A 21,139-nucleotide genomic window follows, 5' to 3' on the forward strand; every position below is an offset into this window, starting at 1 on the left:
GAAGACACACTTCGTTCTCTTACCGGTTACTTGGGCTTACCTGTGCTATCATTTGACTAAGGGGTTATACATTTTCGGGTCGGTTATGTATACGCACAGAGGGTTGGCAGTTACAACGCAGTCCAGTGAAGTGATTGATTGTATTAACTCCTATCATCAAAACATCCTGGGGGCAGGCACTGATGCAGGTTTAATCATTGATGCTGCAAAAAAACATCCCGAGAATGTGCTGATCCAAATTTATGCGGCTTCATATTATCTGTTTGCGCAAGAGGATGTGGCAAATGCGATTGCCAAAACCTACCTGCAGGCAGCAGAACGGTATTTATCAGGCGCAAATACTCGTGAACAGCTCTTATATAAAGCAATGCTCCGCTGGTCCAATTTAAAACACCATGAGGCGATCAGAATATTAGAAGAGGTGATGCAACTTTATCCTCGCGATACCTTGGCCATGAAATTGATGGAGTGGCTTTTTTACTGTACGGGCCAAGCATATCAGGCTGAATATTTTTTACGTGTATGCACTAGGTGTGCTGCAGAGAATCAGGATGAGTCACATTTTTTGGCGATTCATTCTTTTGCTCTGGAGCTATGCGGTCATTATGAAAGAGCCAGGGAAATGGCTGAAGCAGCAATCAATATGGAATTAATTACTCCATGGGCACATCATACTTTGGCTCATGTGGCATTGTTGACTCATGATTTTGATGGTGGGATTAAGCGGTTAAGCAGTTTACAAGACAGTTGGCAAACTATTAATCCATTATTAAAGGGGCATAATACCTGGCATTTGGCCTTATTTTATCTGGCTCATCGCAATGAGAGCGATATACTCAAACTGTATCCGAGTATATCAGGTACTATGCCTGATACAGTGCTTGAGCAAATTGATTCGGTATCTTTGTTATGGCAAATGGATATGGCAGGTCTGCCTCAATATGGGAAATTAAATGTAATCGCGGAACATTTAGGTAACCATCCTACAGAATATTATATCGGGTTTAACAACGCGCGCTTTATTTATTGTCTTGTCCGATCCGGGCTAAAAATGAAAGCAATTGATTCTTTGAAAAAAATGGAGCAATACGCTAATTCAACTGATGACGCTTTATGGGCCAAGGTGATTTTACCTCTATGTCAGGGTATTTATTCCTTTGCAGAAGAGGACTATGATAAGGCTGATTTCCTTCTGACGCCAGTAATTGACAAATCCTCGCAGTTAGGAGGCAGTGATGCTCAGGCAGAATTATTTAAGCAAACTTATTTTCAGACGTTACTGCATACGAAACAAAGGAACAAAGCACATCATTATTTTTCACATTATCTCTCTCATTATAAAAATACTCCTTTAGCGGATTTCTGGTTCATGAACTGAAAGGGAGAACATCTAACTGATTCAAAGGCATTCTTTCTTTTCAAACTAAGGAGTATCTATATATTGTTCTGTTTTCAGAGATGTTGGCAATTCCGATGCCAATGTTCTAAGACTTTTCTCTGAATACTCCTCACTTTTTAAACGTCATCCTCGCGAAAGAGGGGATCCTTGCAACAATGTGGCATGGCGCTTATTTTGAGAATGGATCCCTGCATTCGCGAGGATGACGACTTGATAAGGAGTGCCAATTCAGATGAATCACTATGCATTTTAAAAAGTGAAGAACGTTCAGAAAAAGTCGCGGGACGTTTTGACTAAATTGATGAATTATCAACACACCCTGAAATACTCCAAATTGTAATTATAAATGAGCTATAATAATTAGATAGTTCAAAATATGGACATAATGATATTCGGTTTTTGCATTAAATTCGTAATTTTAGCGTTAATGGTAGGTAAATTGTTTTAAAAGGAAGTAATCAGGATGAACGATCCTTACATCTTTCTGCTTGATCAAATGTTTGATGGTGTCTTTATTTATGATGATAGGGGAAATGTCAGGTATGCTAATGCTAATTTATGCAGCATGCTTGAATACAGGAAAGATGAGATAAAAAAACTCAATATTAAAAATATCTTTCATGATTCAGAAGCAGAACAGATAGAGCTAAATCAACATAAATACACCAAAAATAATAACATTATTTATGAATATCATTTAATACCTAAAAATGGGAAGTATTTTCAGGCACATATAAAATTTTTGGTTGCAGATAACAATTCAATTTTGGCTTTGGTCTCCGATCTTCGAGAATTAAACAAAACACAAAAAAAATTGAGTCAAAGCGAAGCTCTTTTTCGACAGATGGCTGAATCTATTAATGATGTCTTTTTTCTTATAGAAAACAGCACTGGGAATTATTTATATATTAGTCCTGCTTACGAACAGATTTGGGGACGACCTTTATCTGAACTGTATACCACATCTGATGCCTGGATTAAATCAGTGCATCCTGAGGATAAAGAACGCATCTACTTGAAGTATTTCAAGCAGTTAGAGACAGGGTATTTTGATGATGTTTTTAGAATAGTGCGTCCGGATGGTGAAACAAAATGGATCCATGCGCGAACGTTTCCCATTTTTAATGAATCCAATCAGTTGGTTCGTACTTCTGGAGTAGCAGAGGATATCAGTATTAGGCATGAAGCATTGGAACAATTGCGCGAAAGCGAGCGGCGATTTTCCCATATGTTGCATAATGTTGAGCTAATTTCAGTAATATTGGATCGTCAGGCTACCATTTTGGATTGTAATGATTTTTTATTAAAATTATCCGGATGGTCGTATGACGAAATAATAGGCAAAAACTGGTTTGATTTGTTCATTCCCAAAGAACAAACCACGTCTATTTTGGAAGTATTTAATAAATTAATTAAAAATGAAGAAATTGTATCTCATTATGAAAATGAAATTCTTACCAGGAATGGCGAGCGTTTATTAATTCACTGGAATAATTCGTTGTTGATGTCGCCCTCCGGTGCCGTTATTGGTTCAGCATCTATTGGAGAAGACATCACTGAGCGCAAAAAAATTGAGATTGAGCGGAAAAATCATGCGCAAGAAATGTTACGAGGTATCAGCGAATTGGCTGTGGCTCTAACCATTGCTATGAAACAAAGTGATCCTTATACCGCAGAACATCAACGACGGGTTGCTTGTCTGGCCGCTGTGATAGCTCATGAATTAGGTCTATCCGAAGACCAGATCTACGGTCTTCGACTTGCTGCAGAAATGCATGATATTGGTAAAATGGGCATCCCGATTTCCATTCTTAATAAACCTGGTCAATTAACTCAGCTTGAGTTTGAACTGGTTAAAACACACAGTACTGTAGGGTATGAGATTTTAAAAAATGTACACTTCCCCTGGCCTATTGCAGAAATTATTTTACAGCATCATGAGCGATTGGATGGTAGTGGTTATCCTCGAGGGTTAAAAGGAGATGAAATTCTTCTAGAGGCCAAAATTCTGGCTGTAGCGGATGTAGTTGAGGCGGTTACATCTCACCGTCCCTATAGACCTGCATTTGGGATTGAGGTTGCTTTTGAACAGTTACGAAAGGGTCGAGGCATTCTTTTTTCTGAGGAAATAGTAGATGCCTGCATTAAAGTATTTAATGATAATCACTCAGTTTATGACGTATAATCATGTATATTGAGTACACTGTTTAATTAAATAATCGACATGAATAAGAATCAATTTGATACACATGATTTTGAATCGGTTGAATTTCATAATCAACTTCATCCTCGTCTTAAAGTGGAGCCAGTCTATTTTAACTCTGGATTTAGTCCCCAACCTTATATATACGGCAGATCAATAGTACTCAGCAGCATCATTAAGGTTCTTGAACATTTGCCTTCAGGATATGGCATCCTTGTCTGGGATGTTTATAGGTCAAGGGCCACTCAGGCCGCACTTTTTGATTGGATGCGTGAAGAAATAAAGAAGAAAATGCCGCACTTAAGTGATGAAGAGAATTTTGCGGAAACTCGCAAATTTGTGGCTCTCCCGTCTGCACTGGGTGATGATTATTGTGCTCCTCATTTGAGTGGGGGAGCAATAGACCTGACTTTATTTGATGTGGAAACCGGCCTGCCATTGGACATGGGAACCCCATTTGATGAATGTTCTGACAGAGCACACAGGGACTATTTTGATCTGTTGGAAGAGTTAACCCCTGAAGATAAATTAATCAGGGATAATCGAAGGATCCTTCGATTGGCAATGGAGGGGGTGGGGTTTACCTCATATCAATATGAATGGTGGCATTATGATATGGGTAATTTCTTCTGGAGTCTCAGTTTGAATCAACCTGCCGTCTTTGGTCCTTTGTTTGGGGATAAAGAGTGGCCTGAATAATAAACAGAATCCGGTTTTTTATTTGATGGTTCTTGCAGAAATTCTGCGTCCTTTTAATGTACCATTTTTTAAATATGCCAGCGCCTTATCTGCTTGACTGCGATGAATTGCGACGTACGAGTTAAATAGTGAAATATCAATTTTTCCTACTGTACTGCCATCCAGCCCTGCATCTTTTGTGAGTGCTCCTAAAATATCCCCAGGCCGAATTTTATCTTTTTTTCCAGAAGCGATACATAAGGTGATCATTTCAGGAGCGATTATGGCTCCTTTACTATTTAATAATTCAGTGATGTTGCCCCAGGTTAAAGGATGGTTTAATTGGTCTTCTATAGCGCCAATACGTTGCGCATCTGCTGGAGTGGTAATACTTAGCGCCAGACCTTTATTTCCTGCTCTTCCAGTTCGCCCTATACGATGAACATGTACATCATGATCAAAAGCCAGATCAAAATTTATTACAGCCGGTAATTCTTTTATATCAAGCCCACGGGCAGCAACATCTGTAGCAACTAAAAAGGAGCAACTTTGATTCGCAAAGCGCAGGACCGCCAGATCGCGATCTACCTGTTCCATATCACCATTTAAGGCTACAGCACTAAAACCTTCCTGAATGAGCTGATCGGTTACATCAGCGGTTTGTTGCTTGGTATTACAGAAAATCAAGGCAGAGCCTGGCTTGTAATGTAACAGCATGGATTTTAATAAGGGGAATTTATTTGCTTGTTTGCTTACTTCATAAAATCGCTGCTCAATATCAAATTCAGCGTGGGGTGTTTCAATCAGTACTTCTTGCGGATTTCGCATGAATTGTTTTGAGATTAATTTGATTTCTTCAGGGTATGTTGCTGAGAACAGCAGAGTTTGTCGATGTCCTGGGCAGGCTGAAATGATGGTTTTAATGTCATCCAGGAAACCCATATCAAGCATTCTATCGGCTTCGTCTAAAACCAATGTTTTTATCTTTGATAGATTAAGCGATTCTTTGTTTAAATGTTTTAAAATTCGACCGGGTGTACCTACAATAATATGAGCTCCATGCCTTAAGGAATCCAGTTGGGGTTTCATGGGGATTCCACCGGATAGATTAATGATTTTTACATTGGGCATCATACAGGCAATTCTTCTTAAAGCCTGGCTTACTTGCTCTGCCAGCTCACGGGTTGGACAAAGAATAAGTGCTTGTGCGCCAAAAAATTCAATTTTTAAATTATTGAGCAGCGCCAATCCAAAAGCAGCTGTCTTTCCACTGCCGGTCTTAGCCTGTGCAATGACGTCTCCATTGTTGAGCATGATGGGCAGAGTGTGCATCTGAATGGGGGTCATGATTTCATAATTCAGGGTCGCTATACTTTTCAGCAATTCTTCTCGTATAGGTAATTGAGAGAATGATTGCGGTAATGCGTTATCTTGGTTCACGGACTGGTTTGATTTCATTGCGTCGCTTAGGCTTAAAAAATAGAGGGTAGGTTAACATGAATTAGTTCAAATTTAAATCAGTTTTATTGATATATAAACCCAAATCCATGCCAAAAGTAACTATACATGAAAATAATCCCTCTTAAAGCCCAACTTGCATAATAGATGATCTAATAAACTGCGTAGCCCGTATTAGGCGAAGCCGTAATACGGGGGATTTCAGAGCCCTAAGTCCCGTAGTGCGGCTGCGCCTAATATAGGCTACTGAGGTTATCATTCATTGAGGTTCATAGTAATAATTCTTGAATAACTCTTTAAAACCGATACGTTGATATATGGAGAGGCCAGAACTTGAAGCCTCCAGATAACAGTGATTAATATCTAATTGCTTCAAATAATTTAGGGCTGCATGGATAATTTGGGTGGCATAACCTCTATTTTGATATTCCGGCATGGTCGCTACATCATCAATTCGCGCTGAATCTGCTGATATTGAGATCGTCAAAGAACAGACGACTGTACTGTCTATAAATCCGGATAAATGATGAATTTTTGCTCCTTGCTGGGTTGCCAGTTTATGGCGTTCTGTATAAACACCGGTTACTTCGGGTGTTGACTCAAAGCCATGAATTAAAGGAATACTCCAGGTATCCAGATCTCCATTGATTTCTTGTATTGTTAATGATGATTGATGAGTGGGGATAGGAATGTCATTAGCTGAACGAACCATGGCAACTCCCGTATCAGATAAACTCATCATATGCTGTTCTAAAAACAGTTGTACGCGATCCGAATAAAAATAGTCCGGTAGAATTAATGCCCAGGGCAATTCCTGTTCTTTGTAAAATGAGTGGCAATCAGTCAGATTCGCTGAAAAAGAGGCATCGATTTGCTGCACCAGTGCCGGATTTAAACCACTGGCCTGAACCCCAGTGGCAAAAAGAGTCAAATCCGTCAATTTTACCTGATTACAACTGATTAAAGAGAAAAAATGATGCTCAACATGATGAAACGCAGCAATATGTTGACGCAGATCGGGTTTTAAATTGGCAAGAACTTCAGAACGTGAACGTGTATCCTGTAGCATCATAGTACAAGTCCTTAATGATAATAGACCTCTTGAAGAGTTCGTCTTTTGTTGTATTAACGCCTTAGGCAAGGTTTTGGAGTGTTCATTTACGGATGTAAATTTCGTTCTTCAAAACTTTTTGCATTGCATTAAATCAAAATTCACCGGTAATGCAAGAGGTCTCATGTTTTTGTTTCTGAATTTTAGAGCCTGGCCAACTTTATTTTATAGTTCCATAAACACTTAATCATTTTATTGGAAAGGAGTTGTTTTCGGCATTTCTGTAATCTGGAAATGAGGCATGCATATGAGCGATTTTCCATGTTCCATTTTCTTCTGACAGCACTATGGAACCACGTAATTGTTCGAATACATGTTGCGTGCCTTCAATCACTATACGGGCTTTACACAGAGCGGCAGCCCATAGTAAATCGTTGGATCCGGGAATGAATGATACAATTTCTATTTCGCCTTGTTCCGATTGATTCCAGTCACGCTCTAGTTGTTGTTGTATTTCCGTTAATCCAACTCGATATTCATCCATTCCAGAACCCCACATCGTTGCATTGTCGGTAAATAGATTCAACAACAGGGGTAAGTCGCGCTTGTTATAGCCCAGACAAAATTGTTTTAAAAGGTGTGTTGCTGATTGAGGCTGATTTTTGATGTGCATGATTTCTCCAGTGTTATTATATTATGGAGATTTTAGCGATTTGAGTTAAGAAGTATGTCCGGGTTGGTTACGGACAGTGAATTAAACTGGACTTTCAAATAACCACTTAAAACATAATCATGTGTTCCATTTCATGAAGGGTACCGAACCCAGTTCTCAGTTTAACTCGTTGAAGATAGGTTTCTACAGTTCTTGGAGACAGCTCTAATAGGCGTCCGATTTGTTTGTGCGACTTACCCTGAATCAATAATCTTAAACAGGCTAATTCCTGGACGGTAATATGGCTGGGTCCGGTTTTACCCATTACAGATAGGGTCCCTTGGGAGAGACATAAACTCTGATAATTAATATCTCTGTATGGTTCAGGTAATGCGATAGGGTTTTTATTCATTATCTCTATTAATTCTTTATTGGCTGTTTCAAAGTCAATTATAAAATGCTCAATGGGTTTTAATTTGTTGAGATAAAATGCCCCGGCATGTTCAGGATCAACAGGAGATGCTACTGCGATCATGTCGTAATAGTTTTTTGATCTTCTGACCAGAGTAATGCCATTGCGAATATTCAATTGTTCTCTGGCGAATTGAACGGGCATTTCAGGGAGCTCTTCATCCCACAGAAACCAAAATGATGAAGCGGATTGATGCTCATTTGCAAATGAAGAAAAAACTACTGGTTCATTATCTACATGCTGGAACTGCTCAATAAGACCGGTATTATTGGTTAAGAGTCCTATAGAACCGTTATCATAACATCTTAAAAATTGGAAATAATTAAGTCCATTGCGTTTTAGGAAGTCAGCACATAATTCGTTTATTTTTGCTTTAAGCGCTAAAGTCGGATGGTCTGAATTGATTTTTATTCCCATTGGATTTGCATCTACTCATGTACACAAAATGGGCACATTATATCATGCCATCAAAATGTACTGGAAGTAGGGCGTGTTGACCATTCCGATTTCGACGTCCCGCGACACGTTCTTGGACGATCTATATTTTTTATATATCACCCTCCGCTATTCCCCTCCACCCTCTGCATCCCATCTACGCCACCCTCTGCATCCCATCTACGCCACCCTTTGCATCCCATCTACGTCACCCTCTGCGTCCCATCTACACCACCCTTTGCATCTCATCTACGTCACCCTCCGCGAAGGCGGAGGGTCCATGTATGGTAAGTCCGATACAGAAACACTATAAAAAATATTCATATCAGTACATTGAATCTCATTAAAAGGGTCTGGGTACACACGAATAATGCGGTTATGTGAATCACAAACACAATGATAAAGAATGGACCCTCCGCCTTCGCGGAGGGTGACGGAAGACAGCGAAGAGTGTCCGTCAACCCTCCGAATCCCATGCTCGTCACCCTCCGAATCCCATCTACGTCACCCTCCGAATCCCATCTACGTCACCCTCCGCGAAGGCGGAGGGTCCATGTATGGTAAGTCCGATACCGAAACACTATAAAAAATATTCATATCAGTACATTGAATCTCATTAAAAGCCTGAATGTGGCACTGTGCCTACATTAGGAGATCCTTCGCTGCACTCAGGATGACGAAACTCTCAAAAGAACGTCATCCCGAACGGAGTGAGCGATACCTTAAATCCGGCACAGTGCTAGCATCGGGAGATCCTTCACTGCGTTCAGGATGACGAAACTCAACCGTCATCCCGAATGCAATGAGGGATCTCCTGAATGTGGCACTGTGCCTGCATTAGGAGATCCTTCGCTGCACTCAGGATGACGAAACTCTCAAAAGAACGTCATCCCGAACGAAGTGAGGGATCTCCTGAAACCGGCAGGGTGCTGATAGACTTAAAGCCAAAAATGCAAATACCAGGAAATAATTGCATGTCCCCAAAACATGGAAACGAGGCCAGCGACACATAGAAAAGGGCCGAAAGGTATCGTTGTATCTCTTGATTGTTTACTTAAATGCAAATAGATCATACCAATAATTGCACCACTAATTGATGATAACAAGAGAATTAAGGGTAAATATACCCAACCGAACCAGGCTCCAAACGCTGCGAATAATTTAAAATCACCATGTCCCATCCCAATTTTACCGGTAATTAAATAGAACAACTGGATAAACAGCCAAAGCCCGATATATGCCCCGGCACAACTCAAAACAGCAACGGGAAGCGGTACAAATAAATTCTGAGTGTTGGCGATAAGACCAATCCATAAAAAACCTAGCGTCAGGCTGTCTGGTAATAACTGATGATCCAGATCAATAAAGATTAATGAAATTAACGTCCAAATTCCTAATAAAACAAAAAGCAATTGTAACGTAAATCCAAAATGCCAACTTGCAAATAAGGACAACAGCATCGTTAGCAATTCTATGAAGGGATAACGCAGAGAGATGGGATGCTTACAGGAAAAACAGCGGCCTCTTAATAACAAATAACTGAGAATAGGGATGTTCTGCCAGGCCTTAACCTGAGTTTTACATTCAGGACAAAAAGATCTGGGCAAAAATAAATTGAGGGTCGGCTGTTTCTTTTTATCCTTAATATCCAACAACTCACAGCATTGTTCTCTCCATTCAGCCTGTAACATGATTGGCAGACGGTAGATGATTACATTGAGCAAGCTTCCTATGGCCAGGGAAATAATGATGATGATCAGATACATCAATGCAGGATTATAGTTTAATAATTCGTATATCATTTATAGTTCAAGTCCTTTTATGTTCTGAAACATTCTTTTGTTTAGACGGCGGATCCCAGTTTAAAGATAGGCAGGTACATAGCAACTACTAGACCGCCAACCAGAATTCCCAATATTGACATAATTATAGGTTCCAATAAACTACTTAAAGCATCCACTGCATTATCAACATCTTCTTCATAAAAATCCGCTACTTTCCCTAGCATCTTTTCTAATGCGCCCGATTCCTCACCAATTGCAACCATTTGAATGACCATATTAGGAAAAAGATGAGTATTTTCCATTGCGATATTCATTTGTTGCCCGGTAGACACTTCTTCGCGAATTTGTTCCGTGGCGTTGGCAAATATGATATTACCTGTTGCTCCAGCAACAGATTTTAAGGCTTCAACCAGTGGTAGTCCTGCAGCAAAAGTAATGGATAAAGTTCGTGTAAATCGTGCTATAGCTGCTTTTTCAAGAATAGGTCCGATTACAGGAACTTTTAATAACATTCTATCCATATTTTGCGCGAAATTAGGCGAGTGATTTTTTGCATAGAGTAAAGCATAAATAACAGCGCCCAAAGTGCCGAATACATAATACCAATAAGCCTGCATAAATTTCGACATTTTAACTACGGCGGCGGTCAATGCAGGTAAATCAGCCCCAAAACCTTTAAATAAGGATTCAAATTGTGGGACAACAAAGATCAATAATCCCGCTGTTACAATTAGGGCAACAACCATAACAGCTATTGGATAGGTGAGCGCTTTTTTAATTTTCTTTTTTATGGTTTCAATTTTTTCTTTATAAGTTGCTACTTTATCCAACATTACATCCAAAGAACCTGATTTTTCACCCGCATCAACAAGATTACAAAATAATTCATTGAAAAAAGCAGGATGCTTGGCTAAAGCTTCAGATAAGGTAAGACCTGTTTCAACATCATGCTTTATCGTTTCAATCAAATCCTTAAGTCGTTTATTGGACTGTCCCTTCGCTACTATATCAAATGATTGTACCAGAGGAATTCCTGCCTCAATCATGGTAGCTAACTGACGACTGAATACAGTAATATCACCGGGTTTAATTTTTCTATTTTTTCTATCAAAAAATGGTTTTCTTTTCTTTACTACCTTATTGGCGACTATACCTTGCTTTCTCAGGTCAGCTTTAGCAATGGCCAAGCTTCTGGCCTCAATTTCGCCAATCATTTTTTGACCCGATTTATTAATCCCTTCATAATGAAATGTAAGTACCGGATTAGCTTTTTTATCCATGAAATTAATCAACGGTTACCCGATTGACCTCCTCTATGGTGGTAATTCCTTGTCTCACCTTTTCCAAACCGGATTCAAAAATAGTAAGCATACCTTCTGATTGGGCTATTTTTAAAATTTCCAAAGAATTTCCTCCAGACATAATGAGTTGACCTATTGTTTTAGTCATGGGAAGCACTTCAAACAGTCCAACACGTCCACGATAACCATTAGTACATTGATTGCAGCCCACAGATTTATATAATTTAATATCCAACAAATCACTTTCTTTAAAACCGAGCTCTAATAAACCCTGATTGGTGAAATCATCTCTAACTACTTTACAATGTTCACATAATTTCCTTGCCAGACGTTGGGCTATTATAATCGTCACTGAACTGGCAATATTAAAAGTCGGGATGCCCATATTAACTAATCGGTTTAAGGTTTCTGCAGCACTATTTGTATGTAGGGTTGATAGGACTAAATGGCCTGTTTGCGCGGCTTTAATTGCGATTTCAGCCGTTTCAAAGTCTCTAATCTCCCCAACCATTATAATATCTGGATCTTGGCGTAGAAAGGAGCGTAGGGCTCCTGAGAAGGTTAAACCGGCTTTGGGATTAATATTAACCTGATTAATCCCTGGAACTTTAATTTCAACGGGATCTTCAGCTGTTGATATATTTACTTCAATGGTGTTGAGTATATTCAGTGCCGTATATAATGTAACTGTCTTACCACTTCCAGTAGGCCCTGTTACCAGAATCATGCCCTGAGGACGCTCAATGGCTTTAACGAAATGTGATCGTTGAATAGGGCTAAAGCCAAGAGCTTCAATCCCTAATTTGGCTGTTCCAGGATCAAGTATCCTCATGACAACCTTTTCTCCACCCGAAGTAGGGCAGGTACTGACCCTGAAATCAATGGATCGTGCTTTAGATATTTTCATTTTAAAGCCGCCATCTTGTGGAATTCTTCGTTCCGAAATATCAAGACAGGACATTACCTTTATTCGTGCCGTGATGCGAGATGCCAAACTAACGGGTGGTGTCGCTACCTCATGTAGAATACCGTCTTGTCTGTAACGAATGCGATATTCGCGCTCATAGGGTTCGAAATGGATATCAGACGCACCTTGTTTAATGGCATCCAGTAATATTTTATTAACAAATTTTACAATAGGGGCGTCATCAGTAACCGAAGTAGATACTTCACCTTCATGTTCCTCATCATCAGCGCTGATTTCCAGGCCTTCCAGGTCATTGGAGTCATCAACATATTCAGATAAACCTTGACTTTCTTTTGCTGTCAGTAACCGTTCAATCAATACAGACAACTTATCGGTTTCAACAACAATTGCATTAGTATTCAATCCCGTATGAAACTGTATTTCTTTAAGTGACGATTGTTTACTGGGGTCATCCGTTGCAAGGTATAAATTACTGCCCCTTGTAAATAAAGGGATCATTGAATGGCGTCGGATCAATTTTTCGTTAACTAAGTTCGCTGGAATGGCCTCTACATCAATACAATTAAGATCAATCATTGGCACACCAAAATTTTGTGCCGCAGTTAAAGCAATTTGTTCAGCACTCAATATATTATTTTTTACTAAATATTGGATTAAAGAAATTTTTTCAGAAGCCGCAGATTTATAATATTCAATTGCCTTAGATTTTTCTAATAGCTTTTCAAGGACAAGAAGTTGCCCGATTCCCTGCAGTCTCTGTTCATCCGTTATTAGGACCATATTTAATATTCAAAGTGTATATTATTTCTAACTATAGTTAAAAACTCATTTAATTTCACGAATTTTACTCGCAAATTAACATTTAATCCTATAGTTAACCTATATAATTGGTATCGTTCACAAAAGCCTGGGAAACGTCATCCAAAACAGAGATTCGTATGGTGCAGTTCTCTCATGTGACGCCGGCTCCTTAAGTTCCGAATGATGAAATACCCGTATTTATTGAGAAATAATGATATTGAAGTGGCTTAAACATGAAGTAAATTATGCATTAATGAACTTTTGTAATAATAATTTATAGAGATTAATATAAATCTACAAAATGAATTGTTTGCATCTGAATCTCGTTGTATTGTAGATCAATGAATATATAACTATTAGAAACAGGTACTATTTTGTTGATTACTCAGCAGTTAAAACATTATCAAGCCTTAAACCTGTGGTTTCAATCACCACTTGGCTTGTCTGTTGTGCACGAGTTTGCCAATCAATTAGAACCTCTGACAGACTGTTTGAAAGGGGATACTCTGTTACAACTGGGTAATTGTGGTGATAATCCCTGGATGGATTCATTACGTTATAACAACAAATGGTTAGCTTCTCCATTTGATCTTCATAAAAAATTCAGCCTGGAATGCTCATTTAGCCAAATACCATTTAATAGAAACAGTCTTGACTGTGTGATTGCGCCCTTGGTTTTAGAACCATTTGATAACAGTTATACCCTAATCGATGAAATTGATCGAATTCTAAAACCAATGGGTCTTGTCGTATTATTAAACATAAATCCCTGGAGTTTATGGGGTGCCGCTATGAAATGCGGATTATTACATTGTTATGATAATCGAAAAATTAAAATGCGTACTGCTTTTAATCTTAATAGAATTTTTTTGCAAAGAGGATATAGGCAATGCTCATTAAACAATTTTGGTTATATTCCTCCTATTAATAATAAATCCATTCTCAATAAACTGACCTTTTTTGATGAGGTTGGTAAGATGATTTGGCCATTCCCATCCGGCTTTTATTGTTATATTGCCCAAAAATATGAATACATAAGCCCCTCTTTATTAACTCAACCGGTGGAGCAACCTCTTGTTAAAGAGTATAAATCACCCTTGCAACCAGCAACGAATTAATTATTAATGTATAATTATTTGAACAATGCACTCATATTTTTGTATACTTCAGTTTGCTTTAAGAAAAGGTTAAATTCATGACGAAAAAAACATTGTTTAAAATCACTTTTGCTAATCAAGAAGCAATTTATGAGATATATGCACGATCTATTAAAGAAAGTGAAATGTTTGGGTTTCTTGAAGTTGAGGAATTGGTATTTGGTGAACAAACCGCTTTAGTTGTAGATCCTTCTGAAGAAAAGCTGAAAATGGAATTTAATGGAGTTAAGCGTACATATATACCCATGCATTCAATCTTTCGAATTGATGAAGTAACAAAACAAGGTACCGCTAAAGTCAAGGACAATCTGGGTTATGGAAACAAAGTCAGTCCATTTCCAGGAACAGGCAAAATAAAAGATTAATTAATTTTTGAGTTACACCATTCATGTTCTATAACAAATCAGTCTCTATATCGAAGGAAACTAAATGACTATCCCTAATAAAATAAAGGAAGTTTATGAAAAATCAACCTGTTTATTTACTACCAATGAAGTAGAAGCAGCCCTTGATCGAATGGCCATTAAAATCCATGAAAAATTACAGGATCAAAATCCGGTCATTTTATGTGTCATGATTGGCGGATTGGTTCCCTTAGGCAACTTGCTGCATCGTCTGGATTTTCCTTTAGAAGTGGATTATGTGCATGCAACTCGCTATAGAGGAGATATCACCGGAGGAGAAATTCATTGGAAGGTTAAACCGTCTGTTAATTTAGAAGGTCGAACTGTTTTAATAGTAGATGACATACTTGATGGTGGAGTTACCCTGGCTGCAATTATTGATGAAATTAAGTCCATGGGTGCAAAACAAGTTTACAGTGCCGTATTAGTAGATAAATATCGCAAAAGAGTGACTAACGGTCTGCAAAAGGCTGACTTTGTAGGACTTGAGGTAGAAGATCATTACATCTTTGGGTATGGCATGGATTACCATGAATACCTACGCAATGCCCCAGGTATTTTTGTTGTGCATCCTGATCACGAATAAGTACTGTTCTGCTAATTGTGTAGAATCGTTACACATCGTGTAACTTCTCAATTATCTCGAAAATTACTCATCATGATCTCCTGGAGCAGGCATCAAGCCAGCTTCAGGAGATGCAGATAGCTCAGCCTCATTAGCCTACAAAATCTAGTTTAATTGTTGAGAATTGATCAATTTTTGTGCTAAAATGCCTTAAGCCATTTGTATTTAGGTAGCTTTTATATGCTAAAAATCCAAGAAGTTGTCATTACCAGTGAACATTCTGGAGAAACTCATTTTTCCCCATCTAAGAGCAATTTTAAGACACGTCCAGTGATTGTCTATGCGGGAATAAGTGATCCTCAACGGACCAACAGGATGTTACAGTATATATCAAATTTGATGGAAAACGCAGCATTACAACATATATCAAATTTAAAAGAAAATGAAAAACTTCACGATAACAGTGAATTAATTACGCGTATTTCATTAGATGAGTTTAGTTTTTATACTCAAGATTCGCCACTAACTATCGATGAATATAAGTATCTCATCAATGAAGTACATAAATTAGCGCGAAGATTACCTCCAAATGTGCATCTTCAACTGGCTACCTTTCCAGTCTGCTGGCCGAATCAGGTAATGCAAAATTGTAGTTTATATGTCCAAGCGCCAAAAAAAATTGGTGAACAACCCTTGGTCCACCATATGTCTAAAGTGCTCTCCTCAAATATAGATTTTCAATATGCTAGAAATGGATCTCTAATTCCACTGTCAGGTGATCAATATGACCGCGATAAACTGTATGAACTCGGACAATCTTGTAATCCTAATTTAGTTTTGGCAGGTACTTATGCAGCATTAAATGATGTGAATCAATATAAAAATGCACTTCGAATTACATCAGCAAATGGACAAATGGTCCTTCAAGCCTTCGATATTTGTTTAGATCATGCTTATGGTAAAGGAAAAGAGCATTTAGAAGGCTTAATTGTTCAATTAGGAAGTAGGAAGGAACATGTTCCTGTTCTCGCAAGTCACATTATTAGCTCTAAAACAATTGAGGAAATGGAAGCTAATGCGACAGCTACAATTACTCATGCAGATCGGCTGCTCGCAAAAGTAGGAAAACACAAGCCGGTTGTTTTTAAAGAAACGCTTCCAATTAACATTAAAGTTGGAGGGTTTGGAGCAAATGCTAGATACAGTACATACCCTGCTAAAACCATTGGGTTTTTATCTGGAGCGCTATTTGATCGAGCTATAACCTATAATTTTCAAGGCTCTGCTGTTGATGTGAATGTTCTTTATAATGGTCATAATGGTCGTACAACAATTCTACATGATATCGTTAACGGGATCACACCAGAAATTAATTTGGATAGAACTCTTCAGCGTATTAGAACTTTAAAAAAATATAAACTTTCAATTGATATTGAGAATGGCCAAGGATTTTCCGTAAGAACTATACTCTGTCAGCACATAGTAGATGCAATCAACTTAAAGGATGCGGATCTTGTAAGCATCAATACAAGAATTGCCAAAGAACTTGGTATTACTACGAAAGAAATTCTTCAATTTCGTAATGCTCAAGGAACTACTGTCAAAAGAATGGTTACTCAGAATATAATCAAAGCATTTGACACGAAATCCAATCTAGGCATAGATAAACAAATTGCCGACCAACTTGATATTACTACTAATGAGATTCTTATTGACTTTATGAAGAATCCATCTTCACCGGTGCCAGCGCCAGTGGCATCGGTGCCACAACCACTACCGCCCTCGAAGCCCTCATCACTTGAAGTAGATGGCGAAATATTAATGGGTTTTGTTGATAAAACCGCTGTTAAATATGCCTGTGTAAATAAGACAACTATTCAAGATGCTCTAAACGAAATAGAAAAGAACTTGTTTGACTTTTATTACGGCAGAATCAATACAGAACAACTTCTTCAATGCAATGGTTTACGACAACAATTTATTGACGGTATTTACACCAAACCAATGATCTTTGAAGCATTCAAAGATCGTAAAGAATTCATGGAACTACCCAAAGAAACAATAGAAACTAAAATTCCTATTTCATCGAGTAGCGAGTCTGAGCATGACAACTCTCGTATTTTGGAATTTAATAAGAATAAAGAAAAGATTCAATATGAATTTAATAGAGCCTTAGATGCTTTGAACACTACACTTGATTCACTTAATGAAAATGATGAGGAGCTTAAAGATCGTGGTGTTAAGCTATTTGATCAGTTAACTAAGGAGCAAGAAACATTTTTCAAAAACTTAAAACCAACCTCTAAAAAAGATGAAATAGAAAGAGAAATAAATAATTTTCGTAAAATGTGTGCCGATGAAGTAAAAATTGCGGATAAAATTATGGGGCATGGCTGGCTTTATCGTACTGTGGAAATTTTAATTAAAGCAATAGGTGTTTTGTTTGCAGGCATTGGTATGATTCTCGGTTCTGTGTTGGGGCAAGGGTTAGTTAGACCAGAGCATCGTGAAAAATTTGTAAATACCTTTTTTACGCTTCATCAAACTAAGCAGTCAAAAGCTTTAGCTGAATTTTCAAGTGTGACCTTAGGTGATAGTGAGCTAGAGCAAGGCTTGCTTGCATCTAAAAATTTTGATAATTAGCATTAAACGCTTTTAGCTGGGAAACTTCCTATCAAAACACGCGCTATCGCGCGTTGTTTTGATATCTACATAACTCTTTGGACTTTAGTTTTTCCACTGATGAAAAGGATATAACAGCCATTGCTCCCCAAAGGCCGGGTGTTCTGGGAAATTTCGTACCTGCCTGCAAAGAACCCCTACTTGTGTTGGGTAGGCATACGATCAAGTCCTGTATATTCAGGCTTATGCAATTTCAATCCAGATTAGAAAAGTCAGCTGATTCAATAGGGACGAAAGAATCGTCCCCAAAATTCATTTGAAACAATTGACTGTTTACTAAGTTTTTTCAAGGAAAACCTATATGACATAGTCTTTAAGTTTAATTCCGTTTGATGCCATAAGAAATTGTTGTCGTAGTTTTTTAATCGCATAATCTTTTGGCAATACCCAGGATTTCAATTTATTTATCCATCCAGAAATTCGGGAAGTGTTTTTCGGAAGAATAAACTGCATTACGGTTTCTCCTAAAGCCTGATTCAGTTTCACATAATTGCTCATGAGTTGTTCATAAGATCTAAAAGCGGTTTCATAATTTCCACCAGCTGCAAACAACTCTCCGGCCAACACATAGGCCCCTACAATTGCAATACTACTTCCTTGGCCTGATGTTAAAGCAGGGCTATAAGCTGCATCACCGACCAGTACGACTCGTCCTTTAGACCAGCTCTGCATGCGCACTTGTCTCACAGCGTCAAAATAAAAATCAGAAGCGCTGTCCATGGCTTTCAATAAAGCGGGAGTCTCCCATTTACCATTTTGGTACTGTTTAATCAGCGTTTCCTTGTGCTGTTCAACATCTCGATAATTAAACATTAATTGGGTATCTTGAAAGAGATAAATTACTTTAAAAGCATCATGTTTATTAGTAAAAGACAGGTTAATCTGCTTATTATTTTTCGAGTAAAAAACCTCTTCATTGGCGAAATTCAAATAATTTTCAACACTGTAAATACCATAATAATAGTGTCCGAGATCATATAAAAAATTCTGCTCATCACCAAAAATTAGGCTGCGCACATTTGAATGAATACCATCAGCCCCGACAAGCAGATCAAATGTTCTGGGTTGTCCATGTACCAATTGAACTTCAATTTCATCACCAGTTTGACTTATGGATTTTATAGAGTCGCCAAAAATATAGTCACAGTTATCCCGAGATGCTTCATAAAGAAGATTTGATAAATCGCCTCTTAAAAGTTCTATATCTTCTTTTTCTCTCATTCCTAATTCTGTAGCGGGCATTTCCATAACGGTGTTTCCTTCATCATCAACGAAAATCGCGGATTTTGTATGAACATGAAATTTCTTGACTTGTTCATATATTCCCATCGATTTAAGAACATCGATGCATGTTCCTCGAGTATCAACTTTATATCCCCCCGTTCTTAATTGCGGAGACTGTTCGATAACAGTAACTGTAAATCCATAGCGTTGCAGCCAATAGGCAAGTGCTGGCCCAGCAATGCTTGCGCCAGAAATCAGGATTCGTGTATTTTTTAATGGTTTAGTTATCATATTTGCTTCTTATACCTATTATTATCAAAGGTTTATTTGTACATTCAGTGCGTGTAGGAGCTTTTTTTATTTAAGAGATACCGCAGGGATTTCAATTAAGGAAGTTTATATAAAAAAATCGAAAAATTATGAGTTAGGTAACTTAATGGCTCAACTAATAGTACCACATCCCATACTAACTCAACAATAATGCGATATGATCTGAATCAAGCCAAGGGTATGTTTTTCTGACACAATTCTCTTATGAGCTATACTCAATACAGAAGGGTACAGCTTATGAACTTTAAAAAACAGTACAATAGAACAGCATTGGGTGTCTATTTGCCTTTACTGATGGGGTTGGCTTTTCCACTTTATGGAGATGATGTCCCACAGACGACTGCGGAGCAATCCATTTTACCAGAGGTAATAGATCCTGAAGAAAATGGCTGGCTGCCAGATATTATTGGTTTACCTGATGAGGATCAGGTTGAACGCCTAACCGAACATGTTGCTGAGGTGATGGCAGAAGAGCAAGACGAGAAATGTAATGCGATAGACTATAACCTCAGGATGCTTGTTTTTCAAAACTTTGTTATATATCAGCATATGGCCAATGCTCAAGACCATTATTTCAATGAAAATTTGCCTTTAAAATATGCCCATATTCTAGCCATGATTCTGAAAGAAAGCAGCGGTGATCCAACCAATGTCACTGACATGAATGGCCACTCAATATCCACAAGCAAACCTGATACTAATTTGCAACGCTGGTATAATTTGTTAAAAATAACAATGAACAATGGAGTTAGATTTAATTATCAAACTAACTTTGGCTTAACTCAACTGTCAGTAGACCGGTTGTTTGTTGCCTTCAAGTTAGCTCATGGAGCGACTCATAGTAAGGATTTTCTAGAGGGGAAATATGGTGATGCAACTCCTGGCAGAGTAACTTTGAATACTGCTATCGCCATTCGCCGTTTGATTTGGTTTTATCAGGATATTGCTCAAGGACGATTAACGCAAAAGGATGAACGTATTCCTCAAGAAGATATTTACAAAGCTGAATTTAATTCACGATACCAAAATGGGTTAAAGATGGCCCTTTTATATTGTGGTACTCGATTTTTGTTTCATGTAGATAAACAATATATTTGGGCCAATCAAAACTCAACCTTTGAACATGCGATTGCATCTATTGCTTATTGCAAACTGGGTAATGTACAAACTGGATATGGTAAATATGAAATGAATGAACAGTGTTTTGCAGAGTGGGTAACACTATGCCCGGCTTTAAATATGAATATAGCGCTACTTACACCACTCAGATATTTTCAAACCAGAGATGACAAACCCGTCTGTCTGGATACATTTAATCGCCTGCTTAATAAAAAACCTCAAAACCAATAGTCTGTAAAATCTCACATACATCATATTAACTCCTGTCTGAGCGAACATGTTAGCTACAGAATCTCACGAGGTTTGAGTAGAGAAACAAAAGATAATAATGGGGGCATTGTTTGTATACAGAGCCTAGCAATGAGGAAGTGCTTAAATAGATATAATAGATAAAACTCAGAGGAGAGTTATTTAATGATGATCAGCTGATTTTACACCTTGAATAGATAGCGTTATTAAATGGCCCCCCTTTAATGACAACTACTGGATTGAAGTG

16 protein-coding genes are annotated in these 21,139 nt (G+C 38.1%); 8 read left to right on the top strand and 8 right to left on the bottom strand.

Annotated elements, in window-relative coordinates:
* Window positions 1-85: 85 nt before the first annotated feature.
* The 3 genes from IZU94_RS04450 (at window position 86) to IZU94_RS04460 (ending at window position 4,301) form a co-directional block, all read left to right on the top strand.
* Window positions 86-1,378 (top strand): tetratricopeptide repeat protein, encoded by a 1,293-nt coding sequence (locus IZU94_RS04450; RefSeq protein ID WP_203108413.1) that lies wholly within the window; start codon window positions 86-88, stop codon window positions 1,376-1,378.
* Between the two features lie 484 nt (window positions 1,379-1,862).
* Window positions 1,863-3,584 carry a PAS domain S-box protein gene (locus IZU94_RS04455; protein ID WP_203108415.1) on the top strand — a complete coding sequence of 574 codons (1,722 nt, stop codon included), beginning with the start codon at window positions 1,863-1,865 and terminating at the stop codon, window positions 3,582-3,584.
* A gap of 39 nt (window positions 3,585-3,623) precedes the next feature.
* Window positions 3,624-4,301, top strand: coding sequence for a M15 family metallopeptidase (locus IZU94_RS04460; RefSeq protein WP_203108417.1), 678 nt, complete (start codon window positions 3,624-3,626; stop codon window positions 4,299-4,301).
* 18 nt (window positions 4,302-4,319) lie between these two features.
* Here the strand turns inward: IZU94_RS04460 and dbpA are convergent, their stop codons facing one another.
* From dbpA to pilB, 7 genes are all read right to left on the bottom strand, one after another.
* On the bottom strand, window positions 4,320-5,720 hold the full coding sequence (gene dbpA / locus IZU94_RS04465) for an ATP-dependent RNA helicase DbpA (RefSeq protein ID WP_369410937.1): 1,401 nt from the start codon (window positions 5,718-5,720) through the stop codon (window positions 4,320-4,322).
* Between the two features lie 277 nt (window positions 5,721-5,997).
* The gene (locus IZU94_RS04470) at window positions 5,998-6,810 is read right to left on the bottom strand and encodes a GNAT family N-acetyltransferase (RefSeq protein WP_203108421.1); all 813 of its coding nucleotides are present in this window, start codon (window positions 6,808-6,810) and stop codon (window positions 5,998-6,000) included.
* A gap of 226 nt (window positions 6,811-7,036) precedes the next feature.
* Window positions 7,037-7,462, bottom strand: a complete 426-nt coding sequence (locus IZU94_RS04475) for a YybH family protein (RefSeq protein ID WP_238400554.1) — start codon at window positions 7,460-7,462, stop codon at window positions 7,037-7,039.
* Between the two features lie 106 nt (window positions 7,463-7,568).
* The gene (locus IZU94_RS04480) at window positions 7,569-8,330 is read right to left on the bottom strand and encodes a helix-turn-helix transcriptional regulator (RefSeq protein ID WP_203108423.1); all 762 of its coding nucleotides are present in this window, start codon (window positions 8,328-8,330) and stop codon (window positions 7,569-7,571) included.
* Window positions 8,331-9,286: 956 nt separating this feature from the next.
* Window positions 9,287-10,150 (bottom strand): prepilin peptidase, encoded by an 864-nt coding sequence (locus IZU94_RS04485; protein WP_203108425.1) that lies wholly within the window; start codon window positions 10,148-10,150, stop codon window positions 9,287-9,289.
* A gap of 41 nt (window positions 10,151-10,191) precedes the next feature.
* On the bottom strand, window positions 10,192-11,412 hold the full coding sequence (locus IZU94_RS04490) for a type II secretion system F family protein (protein ID WP_203108427.1): 1,221 nt from the start codon (window positions 11,410-11,412) through the stop codon (window positions 10,192-10,194).
* Between the two features lie 4 nt (window positions 11,413-11,416).
* Window positions 11,417-13,141 (bottom strand): type IV-A pilus assembly ATPase PilB, encoded by a 1,725-nt coding sequence (gene pilB, locus IZU94_RS04495; RefSeq protein ID WP_203108429.1) that lies wholly within the window; start codon window positions 13,139-13,141, stop codon window positions 11,417-11,419.
* 395 nt (window positions 13,142-13,536) lie between these two features.
* Between pilB and IZU94_RS04500 the strand changes: the two genes are divergently transcribed.
* The 4 genes from IZU94_RS04500 (at window position 13,537) to IZU94_RS04515 (ending at window position 17,931) form a co-directional block, all read left to right on the top strand.
* The gene (locus tag IZU94_RS04500) at window positions 13,537-14,280 is read left to right on the top strand and encodes a methyltransferase domain-containing protein (protein WP_203108431.1); all 744 of its coding nucleotides are present in this window, start codon (window positions 13,537-13,539) and stop codon (window positions 14,278-14,280) included.
* Window positions 14,281-14,357: 77 nt separating this feature from the next.
* Complete coding sequence (locus IZU94_RS04505; RefSeq protein ID WP_203108433.1) at window positions 14,358-14,684, top strand: DUF1820 family protein; 327 nt, start codon at window positions 14,358-14,360, stop codon at window positions 14,682-14,684.
* Window positions 14,685-14,748: 64 nt separating this feature from the next.
* On the top strand, window positions 14,749-15,309 hold the full coding sequence (locus tag IZU94_RS04510; protein ID WP_203108435.1) for a hypoxanthine-guanine phosphoribosyltransferase: 561 nt from the start codon (window positions 14,749-14,751) through the stop codon (window positions 15,307-15,309).
* 219 nt (window positions 15,310-15,528) lie between these two features.
* A complete protein-coding gene (locus IZU94_RS04515) occupies window positions 15,529-17,931 on the top strand; it encodes a hypothetical protein (protein ID WP_203108437.1) in 2,403 nt (800 codons plus the stop codon).
* Between the two features lie 336 nt (window positions 17,932-18,267).
* Here IZU94_RS04515 and IZU94_RS04520 read toward each other — a convergent pair whose 3' ends face one another.
* Complete coding sequence (locus tag IZU94_RS04520; RefSeq protein WP_203108439.1) at window positions 18,268-19,485, bottom strand: FAD-dependent monooxygenase; 1,218 nt, start codon at window positions 19,483-19,485, stop codon at window positions 18,268-18,270.
* Window positions 19,486-19,761: 276 nt separating this feature from the next.
* Here IZU94_RS04520 and IZU94_RS04525 point away from each other — a divergent pair, with 276 nt between their 5' ends.
* Window positions 19,762-20,874 (top strand): hypothetical protein, encoded by a 1,113-nt coding sequence (locus tag IZU94_RS04525; protein WP_203108441.1) that lies wholly within the window; start codon window positions 19,762-19,764, stop codon window positions 20,872-20,874.
* The last annotated feature ends 265 nt before the right edge of the window (window positions 20,875-21,139 follow it).

It is taken from the genome of Legionella bononiensis (genome assembly GCF_016786215.1).
Lineage (GTDB): Bacteria > Pseudomonadota > Gammaproteobacteria > Legionellales > Legionellaceae > Legionella > Legionella bononiensis.

What these genes read in the sequence shown, in the direction of transcription:
- IZU94_RS04450 (WP_203108413.1), top strand. Translation starts at nt 86, where the DNA reads ATGTATACGCACAGAGGGTTGGCAGTTACAACGCAGTCCAGTGAAGTG.
- IZU94_RS04455 (WP_203108415.1), top strand. Translation starts at nt 1,863, where the DNA reads ATGAACGATCCTTACATCTTTCTGCTTGATCAAATGTTTGATGGTGTC.
- IZU94_RS04460 (WP_203108417.1), top strand. Translation starts at nt 3,624, where the DNA reads ATGAATAAGAATCAATTTGATACACATGATTTTGAATCGGTTGAATTT.
- IZU94_RS04470 (WP_203108421.1), bottom strand. Translation starts at nt 6,810, where the DNA reads ATGATGCTACAGGATACACGTTCACGTTCTGAAGTTCTTGCCAATTTA.
- IZU94_RS04475 (WP_238400554.1), bottom strand. Translation starts at nt 7,462, where the DNA reads ATGCACATCAAAAATCAGCCTCAATCAGCAACACACCTTTTAAAACAA.
- IZU94_RS04480 (WP_203108423.1), bottom strand. Translation starts at nt 8,330, where the DNA reads ATGGGAATAAAAATCAATTCAGACCATCCGACTTTAGCGCTTAAAGCA.
- IZU94_RS04485 (WP_203108425.1), bottom strand. Translation starts at nt 10,150, where the DNA reads ATGATATACGAATTATTAAACTATAATCCTGCATTGATGTATCTGATC.
- IZU94_RS04490 (WP_203108427.1), bottom strand. Translation starts at nt 11,412, where the DNA reads ATGGATAAAAAAGCTAATCCGGTACTTACATTTCATTATGAAGGGATT.
- pilB (WP_203108429.1), bottom strand. Translation starts at nt 13,141, where the DNA reads ATGGTCCTAATAACGGATGAACAGAGACTGCAGGGAATCGGGCAACTT.
- IZU94_RS04505 (WP_203108433.1), top strand. Translation starts at nt 14,358, where the DNA reads ATGACGAAAAAAACATTGTTTAAAATCACTTTTGCTAATCAAGAAGCA.
- IZU94_RS04510 (WP_203108435.1), top strand. Translation starts at nt 14,749, where the DNA reads ATGACTATCCCTAATAAAATAAAGGAAGTTTATGAAAAATCAACCTGT.
- IZU94_RS04515 (WP_203108437.1), top strand. Translation starts at nt 15,529, where the DNA reads ATGCTAAAAATCCAAGAAGTTGTCATTACCAGTGAACATTCTGGAGAA.
- IZU94_RS04520 (WP_203108439.1), bottom strand. Translation starts at nt 19,485, where the DNA reads ATGATAACTAAACCATTAAAAAATACACGAATCCTGATTTCTGGCGCA.
- IZU94_RS04525 (WP_203108441.1), top strand. Translation starts at nt 19,762, where the DNA reads ATGAACTTTAAAAAACAGTACAATAGAACAGCATTGGGTGTCTATTTG.